This is a genomic window from Actinophytocola xinjiangensis (assembly GCF_001921215.1).
Taxonomy (GTDB): domain Bacteria; phylum Actinomycetota; class Actinomycetes; order Mycobacteriales; family Pseudonocardiaceae; genus Actinophytocola; species Actinophytocola xinjiangensis.
Window position 1 is genome coordinate 18,918 of sequence record NZ_MSIF01000028.1, and the last position, 22,192, is coordinate 41,109.

Annotated in this window: 18 protein-coding genes; 3 read left to right on the forward strand and 15 right to left on the reverse strand. The window is 72.7% G+C overall.

Annotated features, from left to right (window positions below):
* Nucleotides 1-245: 245 nt before the first annotated feature.
* From BLA60_RS35915 to ftsL, 13 genes are all read right to left on the reverse strand, one after another.
* Complete coding sequence (locus BLA60_RS35915) at nucleotides 246-740, reverse strand: DinB family protein (RefSeq protein WP_075137532.1); 495 nt, start codon at nucleotides 738-740, stop codon at nucleotides 246-248.
* Nucleotides 740-1,504 (reverse strand): cell division protein FtsQ/DivIB, encoded by a 765-nt coding sequence (locus BLA60_RS35920; RefSeq protein WP_075137533.1) that lies wholly within the window; start codon nucleotides 1,502-1,504, stop codon nucleotides 740-742. Before BLA60_RS35920 ends, BLA60_RS35915 begins: the two co-directional genes overlap by 1 nt.
* Complete coding sequence (gene murC / locus BLA60_RS35925; protein ID WP_075137534.1) at nucleotides 1,501-2,916, reverse strand: UDP-N-acetylmuramate--L-alanine ligase; 1,416 nt, start codon at nucleotides 2,914-2,916, stop codon at nucleotides 1,501-1,503. Before murC ends, BLA60_RS35920 begins: the two co-directional genes overlap by 4 nt.
* A 55-nt stretch (nucleotides 2,917-2,971) precedes the next feature.
* Nucleotides 2,972-4,075 carry an undecaprenyldiphospho-muramoylpentapeptide beta-N-acetylglucosaminyltransferase gene (murG, locus tag BLA60_RS35930; RefSeq protein ID WP_075137535.1) on the reverse strand — a complete coding sequence of 368 codons (1,104 nt, stop codon included), beginning with the start codon at nucleotides 4,073-4,075 and terminating at the stop codon, nucleotides 2,972-2,974.
* Nucleotides 4,072-5,436 (reverse strand): putative lipid II flippase FtsW, encoded by a 1,365-nt coding sequence (gene ftsW, locus BLA60_RS35935; protein WP_075137536.1) that lies wholly within the window; start codon nucleotides 5,434-5,436, stop codon nucleotides 4,072-4,074. The genes murG and ftsW overlap by 4 nt, the downstream gene beginning before the upstream one ends.
* Entirely contained in the window at nucleotides 5,433-6,794 is a 1,362-nt protein-coding gene (gene murD / locus BLA60_RS35940) for a UDP-N-acetylmuramoyl-L-alanine--D-glutamate ligase (protein WP_075137537.1), read from the reverse strand. Before murD ends, ftsW begins: the two co-directional genes overlap by 4 nt.
* Nucleotide 6,795: 1 nt before the next feature.
* Entirely contained in the window at nucleotides 6,796-7,884 is a 1,089-nt protein-coding gene (gene mraY / locus BLA60_RS35945; protein WP_075137538.1) for a phospho-N-acetylmuramoyl-pentapeptide-transferase, read from the reverse strand.
* Nucleotides 7,881-9,338, reverse strand: coding sequence for a UDP-N-acetylmuramoyl-tripeptide--D-alanyl-D-alanine ligase (locus BLA60_RS35950; RefSeq protein ID WP_075137539.1), 1,458 nt, complete (start codon nucleotides 9,336-9,338; stop codon nucleotides 7,881-7,883). Before BLA60_RS35950 ends, mraY begins: the two co-directional genes overlap by 4 nt.
* Nucleotides 9,335-10,945: a UDP-N-acetylmuramoyl-L-alanyl-D-glutamate--2,6-diaminopimelate ligase gene (locus BLA60_RS35955; RefSeq protein WP_245812404.1), complete on the reverse strand. Its 1,611-nt coding sequence runs from the start codon at nucleotides 10,943-10,945 to the stop codon at nucleotides 9,335-9,337. The genes BLA60_RS35950 and BLA60_RS35955 overlap by 4 nt, the downstream gene beginning before the upstream one ends.
* A 33-nt stretch (nucleotides 10,946-10,978) precedes the next feature.
* Nucleotides 10,979-11,629 (reverse strand): rhomboid family intramembrane serine protease, encoded by a 651-nt coding sequence (locus BLA60_RS35960; protein ID WP_075137541.1) that lies wholly within the window; start codon nucleotides 11,627-11,629, stop codon nucleotides 10,979-10,981.
* Between the two features lie 816 nt (nucleotides 11,630-12,445).
* Complete coding sequence (locus tag BLA60_RS35965) at nucleotides 12,446-14,035, reverse strand: SWIM zinc finger family protein (protein WP_075137542.1); 1,590 nt, start codon at nucleotides 14,033-14,035, stop codon at nucleotides 12,446-12,448.
* Between the two features lie 10 nt (nucleotides 14,036-14,045).
* Complete coding sequence (locus tag BLA60_RS35970) at nucleotides 14,046-15,911, reverse strand: peptidoglycan D,D-transpeptidase FtsI family protein (RefSeq protein ID WP_075137592.1); 1,866 nt, start codon at nucleotides 15,909-15,911, stop codon at nucleotides 14,046-14,048.
* Between the two features lie 611 nt (nucleotides 15,912-16,522).
* On the reverse strand, nucleotides 16,523-16,849 hold the full coding sequence (gene ftsL / locus BLA60_RS45025) for a cell division protein FtsL (RefSeq protein WP_211288964.1): 327 nt from the start codon (nucleotides 16,847-16,849) through the stop codon (nucleotides 16,523-16,525).
* Nucleotides 16,850-16,859: 10 nt separating this feature from the next.
* Here ftsL and BLA60_RS45030 point away from each other — a divergent pair, with 10 nt between their 5' ends.
* A complete protein-coding gene (locus BLA60_RS45030; protein ID WP_211288965.1) occupies nucleotides 16,860-17,609 on the forward strand; it encodes a hypothetical protein in 750 nt (249 codons plus the stop codon).
* Here the strand turns inward: BLA60_RS45030 and rsmH are convergent.
* Nucleotides 17,604-18,560, reverse strand: coding sequence for a 16S rRNA (cytosine(1402)-N(4))-methyltransferase RsmH (gene rsmH, locus BLA60_RS35980; RefSeq protein WP_075137593.1), 957 nt, complete (start codon nucleotides 18,558-18,560; stop codon nucleotides 17,604-17,606). The two genes, BLA60_RS45030 and rsmH, sit on opposite strands and share 6 nt — an antisense overlap.
* Nucleotides 18,561-18,784: 224 nt before the next feature.
* Nucleotides 18,785-19,216 (reverse strand): division/cell wall cluster transcriptional repressor MraZ, encoded by a 432-nt coding sequence (gene mraZ, locus BLA60_RS35985; RefSeq protein WP_075137594.1) that lies wholly within the window; start codon nucleotides 19,214-19,216, stop codon nucleotides 18,785-18,787.
* A gap of 567 nt (nucleotides 19,217-19,783) precedes the next feature.
* Here mraZ and BLA60_RS35990 point away from each other — a divergent pair.
* Both BLA60_RS35990 and BLA60_RS35995 read left to right on the forward strand, forming a co-directional pair.
* The gene (locus tag BLA60_RS35990) at nucleotides 19,784-20,797 is read left to right on the forward strand and encodes an AAA family ATPase (protein ID WP_211288968.1); all 1,014 of its coding nucleotides are present in this window, start codon (nucleotides 19,784-19,786) and stop codon (nucleotides 20,795-20,797) included.
* Nucleotides 20,798-20,810: 13 nt separating this feature from the next.
* Nucleotides 20,811-22,067, forward strand: coding sequence for a DUF58 domain-containing protein (locus tag BLA60_RS35995; protein WP_154814839.1), 1,257 nt, complete (start codon nucleotides 20,811-20,813; stop codon nucleotides 22,065-22,067).
* Nucleotides 22,068-22,192: the final 125 nt, after the last annotated feature.

Below are 22,192 nucleotides of genomic sequence, written 5' to 3' on the forward strand. Positions count from 1 at the left end.
CCGCCTTCCTGATCAAACTCGCGTACTGCCCTACAAACCCCGACCCGTCACGAGCCGAACGGAACCCTGAACCTCAACAAGAGACTTAGAGTTATGTCAAGCCCTGACGTCGAATACAGGACGGTAGGCATCGACGGACCCCGATTCCAGCCGCCACGCCGAATGGTTGCGGTGTTGTGCGTCCAATCGCTCTACACCACCCGATAGTTCGGCGGCTGTCCAGAACCCCTCGATTCCCGCCCCGGTCACTCCCCGGTGGAACCGTCGGCCGACTCCCGCAGCAGATCCAGGTGGCCGGCGTGCCGGCCGGTCTCCTCGACCATGTGGATCAGCACCCAGCGCAGGTTCACCGGGCCGTCGCGGTGCTGACCCTCGGCGTCCAGCGCCAACCCGGCCGCCACCGCACGGCTCACCGCGCACTGCCGCTCGTAGTCCGCGACCACCTCCGCCAGCGGCCGGTCGTGGCCCTCGCGGAACTCGGCGTCGCGGTCGACGGCCAGCCGCGCCGCCCACGGGTCGTCCTGCCCGTCCAGCACCCGGCAGAACCAGGCGTGCTCCACATAGGTCAGATGGGCGACGATCCCGGCCACGGTCGTCAGCGGCGAGGAGTCCAGCAGCGGACGGCGGGCCTGCTCGTCGGTCAGACCGCTGGCCTTGAGCACGACCGTCGCGCGCAGGAAGTCCAGGAAACCGTCCAGCTGCGGGCGTTCGTCGCCGGTCCTCGGCGCCTCGGGCCGCATCAGGACACCGTGGGGAACTCGGGGGTGACCACGTCGTACACCTTGCCAGGCCGGGTCAGCAGCGGAGCGAGCACCGCCGCCTTGCGGTCGTTGTCCTCGGCGTTGCCCCACCGCACGACCCGCTTGTCCCCCAACGTCAGCATGACACTGCCCGGCGTCTGCGCCGACACCTCGACCACCTTGTCCCTCAGCTGCCGGGGAATCGCCCGGATCACCGTCACCGCCGCGCGGGTCTCCGCGTCGTCCGGGCCCACCTCGGCCACCCGCAGCAGCGGCAGACCGGGCGGGCGCCGCTCGACCGTCGTGTAGTCCAGGCCGGTGCGGTCCACCAGGTGCACCCCGTCGGGGAGCTGGCGCACGGCCACCGGGTCCCGCTCGGTCACGGTGATCTCCACACCGCTTGGCCACGACCGGGACACCGCCACCTCGAACACCCTCGGCAGTTCCGCCACCCGCCCGGCGACCTCGTCGGTGTCCAGCCGCACCATCGGCGTGCCCAGTTCGATGGCGGCCGCCTCGCGGACCTCGTCGGCGTCGAGGTCGCGGGTGCCGGCCACCTCGACCGTCCGCACCCCGAGCACCGGCGTGAAGACCACGACATAGGTCAGGCCGAGCACGGCCAGCACCACCAGCAACGCCGTCCACCGCCGGGCCAGGTACCGCCGCCTGGTCCGCACCGACCGGGCCGTCCGTACCGGCCGGCCCCGCGACCGGGCGCCGGCCCGGGTGCCGGGTCGGCGGCGGGGCCGGACGGTGGAGGTCATGCCGAGGGGACCCGCCGGTCGAGTTCGGTGATCAGCTCGGGGCCGAGCATCGTCACGTCACCGGCGCCCATGGTGAGCACCAGGTCACCCGGCCGCGCGAAGCCGGCGACCAGGGCCGGCACCCGGTCGAAGGACGGCTCGTAGTGCACCCGCTCGCCCGGCAGCGGCACCGCATCGGCCACCAGCTTGCCGGTCACACCGGGCTCTGGCTGCTCGCGGGCGCCGTACACGTCGAGCACCACGACCTCGTCGGCCAGCGCCAGCGCCGCGCCGAACTCGGCGGCGAACATCTTCGTCCGCGAGTACAGGTGCGGCTGGAAGACCACCACGAGCCGGCCGTCGTGGGCCGCCGGCCGGGCCGCGCGCAGCTGCGCGGCGACCTCGGTGGGGTGGTGGGCGTAGTCGTCGTAGACCCGGACCTCGCCGGAGCGGCCCTTGAACTCGAACCGCCGGCGCACGCCGCCGAAGCCGGCGATGCCCTCGACCAGCCCCTCCAGCGGCGCGGCCAGCTCGCGGCCGGCGACCAGCGCGGCGACCGCGTTGGCCGCCATGTGCTCGCCGGGCACCGCCACCCGCAGGTCGACCTCCTCGCCGTCCAGGCGCACCCGCGCGCTCCCGCCGCCGTCGACCGGGTGGTAGCTCAGGATCGTGACGTCCTCGGCGGTGCGGCCGTAGCGGCGCACCCGTACGCCGCGCGCCCGCGCGAGGTCGGCCAGCGCCGCCGAACCGGGGTCGTCGGCGCAGGCGATCAGCACGCCGTCCGACTCCAGGCGGTCCACAAAGGACTCGAAGACGGCGGTGTACGCCTCGGCCGTGCCGTGGTGGTCCAGGTGGTCCGGCTCGACGTTGGTGACCACCGCCACCGACGGCGTGAACGCCAGGAACGAGCCGTCGCTCTCGTCGGCCTCGGCGACGAAGACCGCGCCCATCCCGTGGTGGGCGTTGGCGCCGGAGTCGTTGAGGTCCCCGCCGATGGCGAACGACGGATCGAGCCGGCAGTGCTGCAGGGCGACCACCAGCATCGAGGTCGTCGACGTCTTGCCGTGCGTACCGGCCACACACGCCACCCGGTGCCCGGCCATCAGCGCGGCCAACGCGGCCGACCGGTGCAGCACCGTCAGCCCACGCTCGCGCGCCGCCGCCAACTCCGGGTTGTCCTCGCGGATCGCACTGGACACCACGACCGCGCTCGGACCGTCCGGCCCCAACAGGTCCAGGTTCTCCGCCGACTGCCCGACGGCGATCTCGGCGCCCTGCGCGCGCAACGTCATCAGCGTCGGCGACTCCTTGGCATCCGACCCGGACACCGCGAGCCCCCGGTCGAGCAGGATCCTGGCGATCCCACTCATCCCGGCACCGCCGATCCCCACCAGGTGCACCCGCTCAAGAACGTTCACGACGCCCCCTCGCAGGCTCGGTCACGCCGCTCGCGGTCGCCCTGTGACATTGATTCGCTCGCAGGCTCGCTCATTTACGCACCACGTCCAGCACCATGCGGGCCAGCACGTCGGCCGCCGCGCGGTGGCCGGTGCCCTGCGCGGCGTGGCTCATCGCGCCGAGGCGCTGGCGGTCGTGCAGCAGCGGGATGGTCAGCTCGGCGACCTTCTCCGGGGTCAGCTCCTCGTCCGGCACGATCATCCCGCCGCCCGCGTCGACCACCGGACGCGCGTTCAGCGCCTGCTCGCCGTTGCCGTGCGGCAGCGGCACGTAGACCGCCGGCAGACCGACCGCAGACACCTCGGCGACCGTCATCGCCCCCGCGCGGCACAGCACCACGTCGGCCGCCGCGTAGGCCAGGTCCATCCGCTCCAGGTACGGCACGCCGACATAGCGCGGCGCGCCCCGCACCTCCTGCACGGCCAGCGAGTTCTTCGGCCCGTGCGCGTGCAGCACGCCGATCCCCGCGTCGGCGAAGCGGCGGGCGCAGCCCGACACCGCGTTGTTGATCGACCGCGCGCCCTGCGAGCCGCCGAACACCAGCAGCGTCGGCGCCTGCGGGTGCAGGCCGAAGTAGTGCCGGGCCTGGGCGCGCAGCGCGAAACGGTCCAGCCGGATGATCGACTCGCGCAGCGGGATGCCGACCACCTCCGCCTTGGGCAGCCCGGTGTCGGGCACCGCCACCGCCACCCGCTCGGCGAACCGCGCGCCGACCTTGTTGGCCAGACCCACGCGGGCGTTCGAGTCGTGCACGACGATCGGCGTGCGGCCCCTGGCCGCCAGGTAGGCGGGCAGCGCGACGTAGCCGCCGAAACCGACCACGACGTCCGCGCCGACCCGGTCGAGCACCTCGCGGGTGGCCTTCACCGCGGTGCGGACCTTCAGCGGCAGCTTGAGCAGGTCGACGTTCGGCTTCCGGGGCATCGGCACCGGCGGGATCATCTCCAGCGGGTAGCCACGGCTCGGGATGATCGTCTTCTCCAGGCCACGCTCGGTGCCGAGCGCGACCACCCGTGCGTCGGGTCGCAGGCGCAGCACCGCGTCGGCGAGGGCGAGCGCCGGCTCGATGTGTCCTGCCGTGCCGCCACCGGCGACGACGACACAGGGCCCACGGCGCGTGGGATTGTGGGTCAAGACGTTCCTCCTCGGGAACTGCGCGGGTGGCGACGTCGGTCGGCGGGGCCGCGCGGACGAGCGGGGGTACGCGCCGGCCGGCGTCGGGCAGGCGGCTGGTACGGATCCGGCGCTGGGAGCCGCATCAGCCGGCCGAACCGGCCTGGCCCCTGAGAGCGTAGTGCGGCCACCGACTCGGGCTCATGGCGCGCACAGTTCGCGAGGATGCCGAACACCAGCAGCGTGATCACCACCGACGTGCCGCCCGAGGAGATCAGCGGCAACGTGATGCCGGTGACCGGCAGCAGGTTCACCACGTAGCCGATGTTGATCGCGGCCTGGGCCACCAGCCACACGGTCAGCGTGGCGGCCACCATCCGGATCCACGGGTCGATGTTGCGGGTGGCGATCCGCATGCCGACCACCGCGAGCATCGCGAACAGCCCCAGCACCAGCGCACAGCCCAGGAACCCCAACTCCTCACCGATCAGCGCGAAGATGAAGTCGTTGTGCACGTTGGGCAGGTACTTGTACTTCGACGGCCCCTGCCCGAGGCCCTTGCCGAACAGGCCGCCGTCGGCCAGCGCGTAGAGCGCCTGGTTCGGCTGCCAGTCCGCGCCGCCGGGATCGGCGCCCGGGTTGAGGAACGCCAGCAGCCGCGAGAGCCGGTAGTCGGCGCCGACGGCCAGCACGGCCACCCCGGCCAGCCCGCCCAGCGCCAGCGCTCCGAACAGCCGCAGCTGCGCCCCGGCGAACCACAGCAGCCCGATCAGCACGACGCCCAGGGTGATCGTGCCGCCGAGGTCGGGCTGCAACATGATCAGCGCGAACATCATCAGCGCCACCGGCACCACCGGCACCAGCAGATGCCGGTACAGGTGCAGCACCCCGCGCTTGACCACCAGGATGTGCGCCCCCCACAGCGCCAGCGCCACCTTCGCCACCTCGACCGGCTGGAAGCCAACCGGGCCGAAGGTGAACCAGCTGCGGGTGCTGTTGATCTCGGTCCCCAGCCCCGGCACGAGCACCAGGACCAGCATCAGCAGGCTGACCCACAGCATCGCCGGGCTGGCCGCGCGGATCTTGCGCAACGGCACCCGCAGACCGAGCCAGAACAGCACCAGCCCGATCAGCACGAACACGACCTGCTTGCCGAACACCGTGTAGGCCGAGGCGTCCTGCTGCAGCGAGATCACCGACGACGCGGAGAGCACCATCACCAGACCCAGCACCACCAGCAGCGCGCAGATCGCCAGGATCAGGTGGAAGGAGGCCAGCGGGCGGCCCAGCCACGCCGTCAACGCCACCCGGGTGGCGTGCAGGCGACCGATCAGCCTGTTGCGCGAGGTCCGCTGCTCGCTCGACGAGTCGAGGGCGGTCATCCGGCGCGCCCGGGCTCGGCGGCCCGCACCGTGGCCAGCACGGCCTCGGTGAACGCCGTGCCACGGTGCGCGTAACTGGTGAACTGGTCGTGGGACTTGGCCGCCGGCGCGAGGAGCACCACATCGCCCTGACCCGCCATCGCGCCCGCCGCACGCACCGCCGAGATCATGGGCTCATCGTCTCCCGACGGGACCCGATGCACCGGCACATCCGGCGCGTGTCGCGCCAGCGCGGCGGCGAACACGTCCTGATCGGCGCCCAACAGCACCACCCCGCGCAGCCGGGGCGCCACCTCGGCGACCAACGCGTCGACCGGGGCGCCGTGCAGCAGGCCGCCGGCGATCCACACCACCGGGTCGAACGCGCCAAGCGAGCCGTGCGCGGCGTGGGTGTTGGTCGCCTTCGAGTCGTTGACCCACCGCACGCCGTCGTGCTCGGCCACCAGCTCCACCCGGTGGGCCGGCGGGGTGAACGCGGCCAGCCCCGCCCGCACGTGCTCGGGCAGCACCCCGGCGGCGCGGGCCAGCGCCGCGGCGGCCAGCGCGTTGGCGACGTTGTGCGGGCCGGCCGGGCGGACCTCGCCGGCCGGCAGCAGCGGCAGGTCGCCGTGCACCAGCCAGCCGCGCGCCACGCCGTACTGGCCGGGCGGCGGCTCGGCCAGGGAGAACGCCACCCGGTGCGGGTTGGCGGCGGCCAGCCGGGTGGAGACCGGGTCCTCGGCGTTGTACACGGCCAGCCGGGCGCCCGCGTAGATCCGGCCCTTGGCCTCGACGTAGTGCTCGGCCGTGCCGTGCCACTCCAGGTGGTCGTCGGCGACGTTGAGCACCACGGCCGCGTCGGCGCGCAGCGAGGACTGCCAGTACAGCTGGTAGCTGGACAGCTCGACGGCCAGCACCCGGTGGCCGGAGCGGACCGCGTCGATCACCGGCAGGCCGACGTTGCCGCAGGCCACCGCGTCCACGCCGGCCGCCAGCAGGATCGACTCCAGCATGCCGACGGTCGTGGTCTTGCCGTCGGTGCCGGTGACCGCGAGCCAGGTGACCGGCTCCGGCCGGGCGGCGGCGACCCGCCAGGCCAGCTCGACCTCGCCGATCACCTCGACGCCCGCGCTCGCGGCGGCCGCCAGCAGCGGGTTGGCCGGCGGGATGCCGGGGCTGGTCACCACCAGGTCGGTGCCGGCCGGCGGCGCCGTGAGGCCGGCGACCAGGTCGACCCCGCGGGGCATCCCGGTGATCCGGTCGACGCCGCCGTCGGTGACGGTGACCGTGACCCGGGCGCCCAGCTCCAGCAGCGCCTCGGCCGCCGAGCGCCCGGTGACCCCGGCCCCCACCACCAGGACCCGCTTACCGGCGTACATCTCAGCTCCCGCTGGCGGTCAGCCACTCCGAGTAGAACAGGCCGAGCCCGAACATCGCGCAGATCCCGGCCAACAACCAGAATCTGATGATCACCGTGGTTTCCGCCCACCCGGCGAGCTCGAAATGATGGTGGAACGGTGCCATGCGGAACAGTCTTCGCCTGGTCGTGCGGAACACCGCGATCTGCAGGACCACCGAGAGCATCTCCACCACGAACAGCCCGCCGACGATCACCATCAGCAGCTCGGTGCGGGTCAGGATCGACAGGCCGGCGACCAGGCCGCCCAGTGCCAGCGAGCCGGTGTCACCCATGAAGATCTTCGCCGGGGCGGCGTTCCACCACAGGAACCCGATACACGCGCCCATCGCCGCCGCCGCGACCACCGCCAGGTCCAGCGGGTCACGCACGTCGTAACACCCGACGGTCGGCCGGTCGGCGCTGCAGTCGTAGCGGAACTGCCAGAACGTGATCACCACGTAGGTGCCGAAGACCATCGCCGACGCGCCGCCGGCCAGGCCGTCCAGACCGTCGGTGAAGTTCACCGCGTTCGACCAGCCGGACACCGCGATGTAGCAGAAGATGACGAAACCGATGGTGCCGAAGGAGATGATCGTCAGGTCCCGCACGAACGACAGGTGCGGCGAGGCCGGCGTCATCTGCGCCTCGTCGGCGAAGTTCATCGCCAGAATGGCGAACACGACCGCCACGACCAGCTGGCCGACCATCTTCGCGGTCTTGTTCAGACCCAGGTTGCGCTGCTTGCGGATCTTGATGAAGTCGTCGAGGAACCCGACGACGCCCAGGCCGGTCGTGAGGAACATGACCAGCAGCCCGGACACGGTCGGCGACTCGCCGGCCGGCTCGGACATCGCGTTGAACAGGTGGGCGACCAGGTAGCCGGCCCACATGGCCACCAGGATCGCCACGCCACCCATGGTCGGGGTGCCGCGCTTGGACTTGTGGCCCTCCGGGCCCTCCTCGCGGATCTCCTGACCGAAACCCTGCCGGGAGAACACCCGGATCAGGTACGGGGTGAACAGGATGGAGACGATGAGCGCGATCGCGGCCGCGATCAGGATGCCGATCACTCGCCGGCCTCCAGCAACGCGTCCGCGACCCGCCACAGTGCGGCCACCTTCGAGGCCTTCACCAGGACCACGTCACCCGGCCGCAGCTGCTCGGTGAGCAACGCGATCGCGGCATGGACATCCGGCACCAGTACCGGCTCCTCTCCGTCGAACCCCTCCAGCCGGGCGCCGCGCTCGATGCCACCGGCCTGCTCGTCCACGGCGACCACCCGGTCGACGCCCACACGCGCCGCCAGCCGGCCGACACCCTCGTGCTCCTCCTCGCCGGAGTCGCCGAGTTCTCCCATCACCCCGAGCACCGCCCAGGTCCGGCGCTGCCCGCCGTCGGCCATCCTGGCCAACGTGCGCAGTGCCGCGCCAACCGACTCCGGGTTGGCGTTGTAGCTGTCGTTGACGACGGTCACGCCGTCGGCGCGGGTGGTGACGTCCATCCGCCGCTCGGAGCGGCGCCGGGCGGCGCCCAGCCGCCGCGCGACCTCGTCGGGACCCGCCCCCAGTTCCAGTGCGACGGCCGCGGCCGACAGCGCGTTGCCGACGTGGTGGCCGCCGTGCAGCGCCAGCGTCACCGGCACCGTCCCGGCGGCGGTGACCAGGGTGAACGTGGCGCGCGCGTGGTCGTCCAGCGTGACGTCGACCGCGCGGACGTCGGCGCGCTCGCTCTGGCCGACGAGCACGACCCGGGCGTTGGTGCGTTCGGCCATGGCGGCGACCAGCGGGTCGTCGGCGTTGAGCACGGCGACCCCGTCGGCCGGCAGCGCCTCGGCGAGCTCGCCCTTGGTGCGCGCGATGCCCTCGCGGGAGCCGAACTCGCCCAGGTGCGCCGAGCCGACGTTGAGCACGACGCCGATGCGCGGCGGCGCGGTCTCGCACAGCGCGCGGATGTGGCCGGGGCCCCTGGCGGACAGTTCGAGGACGAGGTGGCGGGTGCCGGCGTCGGCGCGCAGCGCGGTCCACGGGTGGCCCAGCTCGTTGTTGAACGAGCCGGGCGGGGCGACGGTGGCGCCCATCGGCTCCAGCACCTGGGCGATGAGGTCCTTGGTGGAGGTCTTGCCGGAGGACCCGGTGACCCCGACGACGGTCAGCCCGCCGGCGGCCAGCCGGTCGACGACCGTGCGGGCGAGCGCGGCCAGCCCGGCGAGCACGGCGGCCCCCGAGCCGTCGGTGTCGCCGGTGAGGGCGACCGACCGCTCGTGCGCGTCGCCGGCCGGCGGGACGATCACGGCCGGGCCGTCGACCTCGCGGGCGGCGAGCACGGCGACCGCGCCCCTGGCCAGCGCGGTGGCGGCGTAGTCGTGGCCGTCGACGCGTTCGCCGGGCAGCGCCACGAACAGGCCACCGGGCCCGACCTGGCGGGAGTCGAACTCGACCGTGCCGGTGACGACCTCGGCGCCCTCGGCGCGGTGGGTCCGGCCGCCGGTGGCGGCGGCGACCTCGGCCAGGGTCAGCGGGATCACGCCTGGCCCCCCTTCTGGTCGAGGCCGGCCCAGATCGCGGCGCGCAGCTCGTCGCGGTCGGAGAACGGGTGGACGACGCCGTCGATCTCCTGACCGGTCTCGTGACCCTTGCCGGCGATGACGACGACGTCGCCGGGGCGGGCCCGGTCGACGGCGGCCTCGATGGCGGCGCGCCGGTCGCCGACCTCGACGACCTCGCCGCGTTCCCCGGACGGGACGCGGGTGGCGCCCTCGCGCATGGCGGCGCGAATGGCGGCCGGGTCCTCCGAGCGCGGGTTGTCGTCGGTGACGATCAGCAGGTCGGAGCGCCGGGCGGCGGCCTCACCCATCAGCGGGCGCTTGCCCTCGTCGCGGTCGCCGCCGCAGCCGAGGACGACGATCAGCCGGCCGTCGGTGCGCCCGCGCATGGCGTCCAGGGCGAGCGCGACGGCCTCGGGCTTGTGCGCGTAGTCGACGACGGCGGTGAAGTCCTGGCCGAGCGCGACCCGCTCCATCCGGCCAGGGACCTCGACGGCGGCCAGGCCGGCGACCAGGTCCTCTGGCGCGACGCCGGCGGAGTGCGCGACGGCGGCCGCCAGCAGCGCGTTGGCGATGTTGAAGCTGCCCGGGATGGGCAGGGTGACCGGCATGGCCAGGCCGTCGGGCCCGTGCATGGTGAAGGTCTGCTCGCCGGTGCGCGAGGTGGTGATGCCCGAGGCGGTCCAGTCGGCGTCCCCGGCGGCGGCGACGGTGATGGTGTGCGGGGTGACCAGGCGCTTGCCCCACTCGCCGTCGACGCAGACGACCTCGCTGGTGGAGCGGCCGTCGAAGAGCAGGGCCTTGGCCTGGAAGTAGTCCTCGAGGTCGGAGTGGAAGTCGAGGTGGTCCTGGGAGAGGTTGGTGAACGCGCCGGTGGCGAAGCGGGTGCCGTTGACCCGGCCGAGCGCCAGGGCGTGGCTGGAGACCTCCATCGGCACGTGGGTGACGCCGCGCTCGACCATCACCGCGAACAGCGCCTGCAGGTCGGGCGCCTCGGGTGTGGTGAACGCCGACGCGAGCCGCTCACCGGCGATCCGCGTCTCGACCGTGCCCACGAGCCCGGTGCGGTGACCGGCGGCGCGCAGCGCGGCCTCGACCATGTAGGCGGTCGTGGTCTTGCCGGAGGTGCCGGTGACCCCGAGGACCGACAGCCGCAGCGACGGCTCCCCGTAGATCCACGCCGCGACCGAACCGACGAGGTCACGCGGATCCTCGTGGACGATGACGTCGATCCCGGCGTCCCGCACGGCGTCCCGCACGGCGGGCTTGGCGGCGCCCGCCTCGTCGGTGAGCACCGCGACCGCCCCCGCGGCGACAGCCGAGGCGACGAAGTCGGCCCCGTGCACCCGGGCCCCGGGCAACGCGGCGAACAGGTCACCGGGAAGAACATGCTGAGCACGCAGCGTCACCCCCGTGACGGCCCGGTCAGCCGGGCCGGCGGAGGACGTGACGAGACGCGCGTCCGCCCGCGCCACCAACGTGGTGAGCGGTACGGGCGTGATCCTGGTGGGGCGAGGCGGTGCCGTGACGGCCTTGCCAACGAGCTTGGCGGGCACGTCGCGGAAGATTACCTGCGTACGGAGGGCGATCAAGGACACCCTGGTGCACCCGGCCGTGTCAGGTCACGTTAGGGGCAACGTGGCGTCCGGTTTCCCGGACGTCCGGGGCCGCCGCAGCAGGATGGCCGCGAGCATGCCGCCCACGAGCCCGCAGATGTGCCCCTGCCAGGAGATATTGGTGACCCCGAACCCGATCGAGTGCCACATCATGTACCCGTAGGCGAGCGCCACCCCGATCGACACCATGACGTCGACCGGGCGGCGATCCACGATCCCCCGCGACATGAGGTACCCGAAGTACCCGAACACCAGGCCGCTGGCCCCCACCGACACCGAGTTGGCCGGCGAGAACAACCACACCCCCGCGCCACCCACGACGATCACGATGAGGTTCATCTGGAGAAACCGTCGGATATCGGGCACCGCCGCGATGATGCCCAAGCTGAACAGCGGCAGCGCGTTGCCCGCCAGATGCTCCAGATTCCCGTGCACGAACGGCGAGAAGACGATGTCGACCAGGCTTCCCGGGTCGCGGGCCCGGATGCCGCCCGCCCGGGTGAGGGCGCGGCCGCTCAGGGCGTTGACCAGCTCGACCAGCCAGAGGAGGGCCAGCACGGCGACCATCAAGGAGGCTGCTCGGCCCAGTGGGCTGCCCAGCGAGCCGTCCTCTTTCCGAATCGGCTCGCCGCTTGATCCGAACGGCTGCACGGTCATCGTCGCCAGTATCACTGATTTGGGTGTTGTTTGCGGGGTTGGTTGTTCTTGGGTTTGTTGTGTGGGTTGTTGTCGTGGGTCCCTGGTGCGTTGTTGTCGTGGGTTCCCTGGCGTGTTGGGTTGTGGGTTCCCTGGTGGTGTGGGTGGTGGGGGTTTGTCTGTCTTGCCCGGGTCTGGCGGTGGATTTACGGGCGGCCCCTCACCTTGAGTTTTAACCTCGTGGTGTCCCGGTAGGGGGTGCTTGACCTGTGTTGTGGCTGGTCATCGAGTTGGTGGGGGGTGTGGTGGCCGTTGGCGGGTAATTAACGTGCGCCCACGGATGTGGGGTCTGTCCGGCGGGCGCACGTTTATTCGGTCTTGGGGGTCGGTGGCCCTCAGCAGGGGTAGCACGCGGGGGCGGACAGGGCAAACACGTGTCTGATCAGCACGAACACCGGCCAGGCAGTAGCGCGAGGGCAGTGTGGATCCGCGAGCAGGCCGGCTGAGGCACCGGCACCGGGGAAACCGGAGGTTAAAACTCAAGCTCACGCCTCAAGTGGCCCTGAGCTGGGCGAAGTCTGGGTTCGTGTTCACCTGTGGGCCTCTTGACCCGTGAGCCTCCGCCGCCCTGAGGCAGGGCCTTGAGGGGCAGGGCTGCGCCCTGCCCCTGCGGTGTGTCCACCGCCAGACCCGGGTGGGCGAGGGCTCTGTGGTGGGGGGTTGGCCTGTGTTGGTCCGTTGGAGGCTGGGTCGTGACCGGAGGCCCAACCCCACTCCCAATCCCCTCCTAACTCACTCCGTCCCCGCCCCTAACCCACCCTGTCCCACCCAAGGCGGTCACAAACCGCGGCGGTCCAACTCGGCCAGCAGTGCTCGGCGTCTTGGGTATCGTCCGCGGATCTCTGCTGCCAGTTCCGAAACCGATGTGATCTCCGCCAGTTCCGCCAGCAGCGCCGCCACCTCCCGGTAGGCGTCCCGGCCCGTTCGGCGCGCGGCGTTGTTGATCACTCGCCGGTAGCCGTCCACGACCTCCTCCGGGTGGTCGGCCGAGCGCAGGCGTGCGACTTCCAGCCAGGTTCGGTCGCCGCAGTCGTACTTCTCCGCAGCCCGCCAGGCCTCCGTCAGGTCGCCGTCGTCGATCAGTACACCGACCAGTTCGTCGGGCTCGCCGCGTTCGGCGGCGGTGCGGAGAACATCCAGGGCGGCTTCGCGGGCCTGGGGCCAATCGCCCACCGACTCGGCGACCGACCGCAGGTTGGCGTACGTCAGCCGCGTGGGCGCCGACCTCAGCTCGGACTCGCGGACGGACAGCGCGACCTCCGGGCGGCCGTCGTCTACATAGGACTGGACGAGGACGTCGGCGAGTCTCGGGTCACCGGTCTCCTCGAAACCTCGTTCTGCCCAGCGGATCGCCCCGGCCAGCTGGCCCTTCTCCCGCAGCAGCGACGCGATGTCCAGGAACGCCTTCGGGTTCGGCACCCCCTCGGCCAGCACGTCCACGTGCGCGTCCAGGTCACCGTCCACCTCGGCCAGCTGGACGCGCATCGCGCGCACGACCAGGACGCGGTCCGGGTCGGGGTTCTCGGCGGCCCGCCTGACCAGCGTGCGGTACTCGGCCAGCCCGGAGACGCCCAGTGCCTCGGTGAACTCGCCCAGTTCCAGCGTCGGCCAGCCGGGACCCTCCACCTTCGTCCGGACCATCCACGCGGCGAGCTTCACCGGGTTCGGCCTTGCCTCGGTGCACGCCCGCGCGTACAGCGAGTACGCCCGCCGGCACACCCCGACCACCGCCCCGGTCACGTCGTCCATCGTGGTCATCGCGTCGATGATGGCCTCGACGGCCCCTCTGGCCAGCGGCCGTGCCTCGGCGGCGTGACCGGCGTCGAGCAGGTCGACGATCGTGGCCAGGGCGTCACCGGCCCGGCGGGCGTAGTCCTGGGTCGCCCGGCTGTCCAGATAGCCCCGCACCCGCAGCGCCTCCTCCAGCTGGCGGCGCAGCACGGCGACCTGCGGCGCGCCGCTCGCGCGCGCCGCCCGCAGCGTGAGCTTGCGGTACAACACCGGGTCCCGCTCGGCCTGCGCCAGCACCACACCGACCAGCTCCGCGTGGTCCAGGGAAGCGACGTAGGCGGCCAGGTCGGGCTCGGCGGGGTCCTCGCCCGCGTTCTCCAGGAGCACCAGGCCCACGGCGACACAGTGCTTGCAGAAGTTGCCGTCCGCGCCGAACGGGCAGTCGCACTCGCCGACCAGGCGTTCGCCGTCGCGGCCCAGCCACACGTCGTAGCTGTCGGTCCCCCGCACCCTCGCCCGGACCCCCAACGCGGTCGGCTGCACGTCCCCCACCGCGGCGACGTACTCGCGCCCCCGCCGGAACGACGCCTCGCCGGCCGACGCGAGCAGATCCCGCTCGCTGAACCACGCCGTCATTCGGCAAACCCTATTCGGCCACCAGAGTCACCACGGGACTCGCCTTCTTCGACAGCGGAATGTGGTAGCGCTGGGCCACGAAGGAGGCGACGTCGTGGAACAGCGGCGCCGCCGAATGGCCCTCGACGGCACTGCCGTAGTAGTCGGGGCGGTCGAGCATGATGCCGACGACGAACCGGGGGTCGTCGGCCGGCAGGATCCCGGCGAAGGTGATCCAGTACAGCGAGTCGGAGTACCCGCCGGTCTCCGGGTCGATCTGCTGACCGGTGCCGGTCTTGCCGGAGATCTGGTAGCCCGACAGCGCGGCGGTCGTGCCGGTGCCGTCGTTGAGGCCGTCGCCGTCCTGGACGATCGCGCGGAACATGTCGCGCACGGTCCGCGCGGTCTGCTCACCGACCACCCGCACACCCTCGGCCTTCGGCTCGGGAATGCGTTTGCCCTCGGGGGTGATGCGGGCGCTGACGATCCTCGGCGGCATCCGCACGCCGTCGTTGGCGACGGCCTGGTACATCGCGGCCATCTGCAGCACGGTCATCGACAGGCCCTGCCCGATCGGCAGGTTGCCGAACGTGGAACCCGACCACTGGCCGCGCGGCGGCACCCGCCCTGGGCTCTCCCCCGGCAGACCGACACCGGTGCGCTGGCCAAGACCCAGGCGCTTGAGCAGGTCGGCGAAACGGTCCTCGCCGCACTGTTCGGCCAGCATCAGCGTGCCGACGTTGGAGGACTTGGCGAAGATGCCGGTCGTGGTGAACGGCAGGACACCGTGCGGCCAGGCGTCCTTGACGGTCCGGTCGGCGACCTCGCGGCGACCGTCGACCTGGTGCACGTCGTCGGGTTCGGCGATACCGTCCTCGATCGCGCACAGCGCGGTGACGACCTTGTTCACCGAGCCGGGCTCGAACGGGTTGCTGACCGCCGGGTTGCCCATGGCGTCCAGGTCGTAGCGGGGGGCCGTCGGGTCGAAGGTGCGGTCGTTGGCCAGCGCGTACACCTCGCCGGTGCGCGCGTCCAGGATGACCGCGCTGCCGCCCTTGGCCTTCGCGCGCACCACGTAGTCGGCGAGCTCGCGCTGCAGGAAGTACTGCAGGTCGGCGTCGATGGTCAGCTCCAGGTCCGAGCCGTCGACCGCCGGTTGCAGGTCGCGTTTGGTGTACGGGATGACGAGGCTCTCGCTGCCCTCCTCGGTGTCCACGACCTGGCGGCCGGGGGTGCCGGACAGCTCGTCGTCGCGCAGGATCTCCAGGCCCGCCAGACCGTGCAGGTTGTGCTTCTTGGGGTCCGGGTCGTCCATCCGCCAGTTCGCGACGCCGACGATGTTGGCCGCGAGGTTGCCGCCCGGGTACTCCCGTTCGGCCCGGTAGTCGGCGATGATCTCCGGGAACCGGGTCTGCAGCTCACGCGCGACCGCCGGCTCGACCTCGTCGATCAGCATCACGTAGTTGGTGTCGCGGCGCAGCTTCTCCAGCATGGCGGTCTCGCCGGCGCGCTCACCGATCAGCTCCCGCATGCCCTTGGCGATCTCCTCGGTGCGCTCGTCGAAGCTGATCCGGTCCTCGGGGTTGTCCTTGTTGAACTTGTCGATGTCCCGGCGCACCATCCTGGGCTGGAAGGCGAGCATCCGGGACTCCACGCTGAACGCGAGCTGCACGCCCCGGCGGTCCACGATGGACCCCCGGGTGGCCGGGATGTCGATCTCGGTCGACCGTTGCGCGGCGGCCTTGGCGGCCAGCGCCTCCGCCTCGAATCCCTGGACCTGAACGAGTTTGAGCAGCGCGGCGACGAGCGCGGCGATCAGGACGAACCGGACGGTGACCACGCGCAGGTGGTGGTTGCCGGTGGCCGGCCGGACGATCTTGCGCGGTCCGGTGGACATCCGCCGCAGGACGCCGGTGCTGTGGCGGGGCGCGCGGGCGCTGTGCCGGGCCGACGCGGCGCCGGGCCGGCCGGCGGCGCCCTGCGGGGCGCGGCGGAGGTCGGGTTCGCGCCACGGCGGGCCGCCGGAGTCGGCGCGGGCCCTGCGGCGCAACGCCTCCCGCCACGGCGGCAGGTCGTCCCGGGAGCGGCGCCGGGGCGATGGCTGGGGCGATGGCTGGGGATCCCGGCGCGGACGCGGCGACGGGCGGCGCGGGACGTCCAGGTCATCCAGGTCATCCAGGGCGTCCAGGTCGTCCAGGTCGTCGTCCCAGGGCGGTGCCGGGCGCCGGCGGCGGCCGGGCCCGTCGGCGTCGTCCCAGGCGGGTGGCGGGCGCCGGCGGCGGCGCTGGTCGGGCCCGTCGGCGTCGTCGTCCCAGGGGGGTGCCGGGTGGCCTGGCTCGTCGAGGTAGGGGTCGTCGTCGAGCCAGGGGGGTCGGCCCCGGTCGGCGGGAGCCGGCCTGGGCAGCCGGGAGCGGGGTGGCCCCGCGCCCGGCGTGCCGCGGCCGGGTAGTTCGGGCCAGCCCCGTTCGGGCCGGCGGCCTTCGGGCGACCTGCCGGAAGGTGGTGCCATCAGCCGTCACCGGGTGTCGTCGAACCGGCGTCCTCGTCACCGGCCGGGGCCGGCTTCTCGGCGGGGGTCGGCTCGCCGACGACGACCACGCGACCGTCGGGCATGACGACCAGGCGACCGGGGTCACCGGCCGGGACCATGCCCATCTCCTTGGCGCGCTCGGCCAGCTCGGAGGGCGACTCCTGCCTGGTGACGTCGCGCTGGAGCTCGGCGGCGCGTTCGGCCAGCTCACCGGCCTTGGTCTTGGCCTCCTCCAGCCGGTAGGAGTCGGCGATCGCCTGGGTCGAGAGCCACAGCGTGGCGACGACCCCGACGGTCAGCAGCACGATGATCAGGATGACGAACGACGCGCGGCCGGAGGCCGGCTCGCCGTCGTCGAGCGGTTCCGGGCCGTGGCCCTCGCGGTGGGCCCGGCGGGCGAAGGCCCGCTGGCCGGCGGCCGAGGACGACCGCCGCTGCCGCTCGGGCCGGGGCGCCGACCGCTCGGGCGCGGTCCGCACCGGCGCCTCGACCGACGCCCGAACCCTCGTCGCCGTCCCGGCCGAGGACCGGGGCGAGGTCCGGGTCGAAGTCCGGGTCGTGGCCCGGGTCGTGGTCGTGCGCGCGGTCCGGGTGGGTGTCCTCGTCCCGGCCTTCGCGGCCGGCGTGGCAGCGGTCCTGGCAGCCGGCTTGGCAGCGGGCTTGGCAGCGGGCTTGGCAGCGGGCTTCGCGGACGTTCGCGCGGCAGGCTGGGGAGACGGCTTCGCGGCCGGCTTCGCGGCGGTCCGCGCCGTCGGCTTGGCCCGGGTGCGGGCGGACGTGCCGGTGGTCTCGCCGGCGCGGCGCCGGCGGGTGCGCTCGGCGACCCGCGCGGTCGCCGCCTCCCGCTCGGCCCGCCGGGTGGCGGTCGACTTCGCCGAGCCGGACGCGCGGGCCGACTTCGCCGCGGTCCGGTCGGTGTCCCGGCGCGCGGCCGCACCCGAGCGCTCGGCGCGTCCGGTGTCGTTCGCGGCGTTGTCCGCGGTGCCGTTCGCGGTGCCGTTCGCGGTCCTGGCCGTCTTCGATCGTGCCGGCGCGGTCATGCCATCTCACCTGCCTGCGTCATGACGCCTCCAAGATCCGCTCCGCCGCGCGCAACCTGACCGACGCCGCCCGCGGGTTGTGCTCCGTCTCCTGCTCGCCGGCCTGCTCGGCGCCCCTGGTCAGCAGGCGCAGCTGCGGGCCGTGTCCCGGCAGCTCCACCGGCACCCCCGGAGGCGTCCGCGACGTCGCCAGCTCGGTGAGCTGGCGTTTCACCAGCCGGTCCTCCAGCGACTGGTAGGCCTCGACGACGATCCGGCCGCCGACCCGCAACGCGGTCAGCGCCCCGGGCAGCGCCCGGCGCAACGCCTCCAGCTCGCCGTTGACCTCGATCCGCAGGGCCTGGAAGGTGCGCTTGGCCGGGTGTCCGCCGGTGCGCCGGCTGGCCGCCGGCACCGCGTCGTAGAGCAGCGCCACCAGCCGGCCGCTGGAGTCGAACGGCTCGGTGGCGCGGGCGGTGACGACCGCGTTGGCGATCCGGCGGGCGAACCGCTCCTCGCCGTAGTCGCGCAGCACGCGGGCGAGGTCGGCCGCCGGATAGGTGTTGAGGATCTCGGCGGCGGTCAACTCGGCCGTCGGGTCCATCCGCATGTCCAGCGGGGCGTCCTTGGAGTAGGCGAACCCGCGTTCGGCCACGTCGAGCTGCATCGAGGACACGCCGAGGTCCATCAGCACACCGTCGACCGAGCCCACCCGCGCGAACCCGAGGCCCGCGAGCACGTCGGGCAGTTCGTCGTAGACGGCGTGCACCAGGTGCACGCGGTCGCCGTGGCGGGCGAGCCGTTCGCCGGAGCGGGCGAGCGCGTTGGGGTCACGGTCGAGGCCGACCAGGGTGAGGCCGGGGTGCGCGGACAGCAGCGCGTCGGCGTGCCCGCCGAGGCCGACTGTCGCGTCGACCAGCACCGCGGACTCCCGTTCCAGCGCCGGCGCGAGCAGTTCCAGCACGCGGTCCAGCAGCACGGGGACGTGCTCAACCATGGTCACCCCCTTCCCGCCGTGGTCCCCGGGACGACAGGGAGAACAAGCCGACCTGGCTGTGATTGAGTCGACGAGTCCCCCTGGAGTCGACGAGGCGGGGGTGCCGCCAGGTCCCCGCCCGCTCGTCGGACCTGGCACCGGGGAAGGTGCGCCAGGGCCGAAAGCGAGCGGACCGAGGCCTCACGGCACCCGCGTCCCTTTCGGAGAAACCGGCCGAGCCGGGGTCAGAACACCCCGGGGAGGACCTCCTCAGCGGCCTGGGAGTAGCTGTCCTCGTGCTCGTCCAGATAGGTCTGCCACGCTTGCGCGTCCCAGATCTCCAAGCGGGTGATCGCACCGATGACCACGCACTGCTTGGTCAGCCCGGCGTAACGCCGAAGCTCTGGTGCGACCGCGATCCGCCCCTGGCCGTCGGGACGCTGCTCGTCGGTTCCGGCGAACAGGTACCGCTGGTAGGCGCGAACCGCCTCGTTCGTCAGGGGCGCCGCGGCCACCTTGCGTGCCATCTCCTCGAACTCCGCTCGCGGGAAGACATACAGGCAGTGGTCCTGGCCCTTCGTGACCATCAACCCGCCCGCGAGAGCGTCTCGGAACTTGGCAGGCAGCGTGAGCCGCCCCTTGTCGTCCAGCTTGGGGGTGTGCGTGCCGAGGAACACGGCGCCCACCTCCCCACCGATCCTTGCGGATCAGCCATGGAGCCCCCTTCCGCCCCACTTGCGGCCACCGTACCCCACTTTTCACCACAGTCAACGGCGAACTCGGCGTTTCATGACCGGACACGCCGACGTTTACGCAGGTGAACGGCGTGGGGGCGGAGTGGGGCGTTGTGGCGGGTCCCCCGACCGGGTACGCGCGTCCCAGCGCCTGGGACCACCGTTCGGGGGGTCGGGACGGCCCTCGGGAGCCCGCGAACGTGATCTCGGGGTGATCGGTGGGGAAGTGTGGGTGGAACAGATTCTTCGATGAACCCGGACCCCGAACGCCTCAGGAGGCGTAGAAGAATTGGGAGGAACCCCCGCTCGGCCCGCACGTCCTCAACAGCGGAGGGCTGGGGTACTTCTCGCCAGTTTGACACACTTCGGAGCAGGCTCCGCGCCGACGAAAGAAACACAGGAGGTCGTGTGACGTCCAGTACCCCGCATTCGGCGCCGCCCGGCAACCAGTACCCCGCCGGGACCGACGCCTACGCGCAGACCGCGGCGAACGGGCTCGCCTCCGCCCCGATGGAGATGGCCGCCACCAACTACCGCCAACCCTCACCCCTGGACGAGCTCAACGCCACCGCACAACGGATCGCCGCGAACGTCGAGCGGGTCCTGGTCGGCAAGCCGGAGGTCGTCCGGATCGCGCTGGTGACCCTGCTCGCCGAGGGGCACCTGCTGGTGGAGGACGTGCCGGGGGTCGGCAAGACCTCGCTGGCCAAGGCGCTGGCCCGGTCCATCGACTGCACGGTCAGCCGGATCCAGTTCACCCCGGACCTGCTGCCGAGCGACGTGACCGGCGTGTCCATCTTCAACCGGCAGACCAACGAGTTCGAGTTCCGGCCGGGTCCGGTGTTCGCCAACATCGTGGTCGGCGACGAGATCAACCGCGCCTCCCCCAAGACCCAGTCGGCGTTGCTGGAGTGCATGGAGGAGGAGCAGGTCACCGTCGACACCTCCACCTATCCCCTCGAGTCGCCGTTCATGGTGATCGCCACCCAGAACCCGATCGAGATGGAGGGCACCTACGCGCTGCCCGAGGCCCAGCGGGACCGGTTCACCGCCCGGGTGTCCATCGGCTACCCGGACCCGCAGGCCGAGCTGGCGATGGTCGACGAGCACGCCGGGCACAACCCGCTGGCGGACCTGCAGCCGGTCTCGCACGCCGACCAGGTGCGTGGGCTGATCGAGACCGTGCGGGCGATCACGCTGTCCCCCGACATCCGGCGCTACTGCGTGGAGCTGGTGTCCACGACGCGGCGGCTGCCGGAGATCCGGATCGGCGCCTCGCCCCGGTCCACGCTGCACCTGGTGCGCGCGGCGCGGGCGCAGGCGGCGCTGTCGGGCCGGGACTTCGTGGTGCCCGACGACGTGCACTCGGTCGCCGTGCCGGTGCTCGCGCACCGGCTGGTGCTCACGCCGGAGGCACAGGCCGGGCGGCGGTCGACGGCCGAGCTGATCCGCGGGCTGGTGGCGCGCGTGCCGGTGCCGCAGGCCTCGGCCGAGCCGCACGGCCACTGGATGCGGAGCAGGTAGGTCGATGCGGTCGATCCGCGGCGCGCTGTCCGGCCTGACCACGCGCGGCAGATGCCTGCTCGCCGCCGGTCTGGCCGCCGCGCTGTGCTCGCTCATCCTCAACGAGCGTGACCTGCTCCGGGTGTCGGTGTTCGTGGTCGCGCTGCCGCTGCTGGTCTGCTTCCTCACCGCGGTGTCGCGGGTCGGGCTGCATGCCCAGCGCCAGATCGTGCCGGTCCGGGTGCCGGTGGCCGGGCGCGCCGAGGTGTCGGTGCACGTCCACAGCACCGGGCGGCTGCCGACCGGCGGGCTGCTGGTCTCCGACGGGGTGCCGTACTCGCTGGGTGGGCGGCCCCGGTTCGTCATCGAGCACCTGCCCCGGCTGACCGGGACCCGGCTGCGCTACCAGGTGCAGCCGATGCTGCGCGGCGTCCAGCAGCTCGGGCCGTTGAAGGCGACGATCACCGACCCGTTCGGGCTGGTCGAGTTCGAGCGGGAGCTGGCCGGGATGTCCCGGCTGATCGTGGTGCCCAGGGTGGTGCCGCTGGTCGGCGTGCCGGGCGGGTCCGGCCTCGGCTCGGGCGACGACGGCTCGGTCCGGCTGGCGGCCGGCCAGGGCGAGGACGACGTGATCGTGCGCCCGTACCGCCAGGGCGACGACCTGCGCAAGGTGCACTGGCGCTCGACGGCCAAGCGCGACGAGATGATGGTGCGGGTCGAGGAACGCCCGTGGCGCGGCGGCACCACGGTGCTGCTCGACCACCGCGCGGCCGCGCACCGGGGCGCGGGCGCGTCGGCGTCGCTGGAGTGGGCGGTGTCCTTCGCCGCCAGCATCTGCCTGCACCTGCACCGCTACGGCCAGCGGATCCGGCTGGTGACCGAGAACGGCCGGCTGCTGATCAGCGACTCCGGCGACGGCACGCACAACGACAACGCGGTCCTCGACGCGCTCGCCGCGTTGCAGCCGGCGGCGCGCCCGCAGCTGGACTGCCGCACCGACCCGGGGCACGGCCAGGAGCTGATCGCGATCCTCGGCGGGACCTCCGCCGAGGAGCTGGGCCAGCTGATCACCCAGCGCGGCCGGGGTTCGCGCAGCCTCGCGGTGCTGCTGGACACCGACGCCTGGGGCACCGGCGAGGGCACCCGGACCGACCTCGGCGGGGCGCAGGCCCTGTTGCGTGGCACCGGCTGGGGCGTGACCGTGGCCCACCCGAACACCCCGATGACCGCCGTCTGGGCCACCCTGTGCCGCGCCAACGGCAGCCGCAGCGACGCGATGATCGGCGGATAGCACCGTGACCCCACCACCGATGGCGCCCAGAACGGCTCCCCCGCCGGGACCACCCCCGGGACCTCCACCCGGGCCTCCACACGGGGTGCCGCGCGGACGGCCGCCGGCGCCGGAGGTCAGCTCCG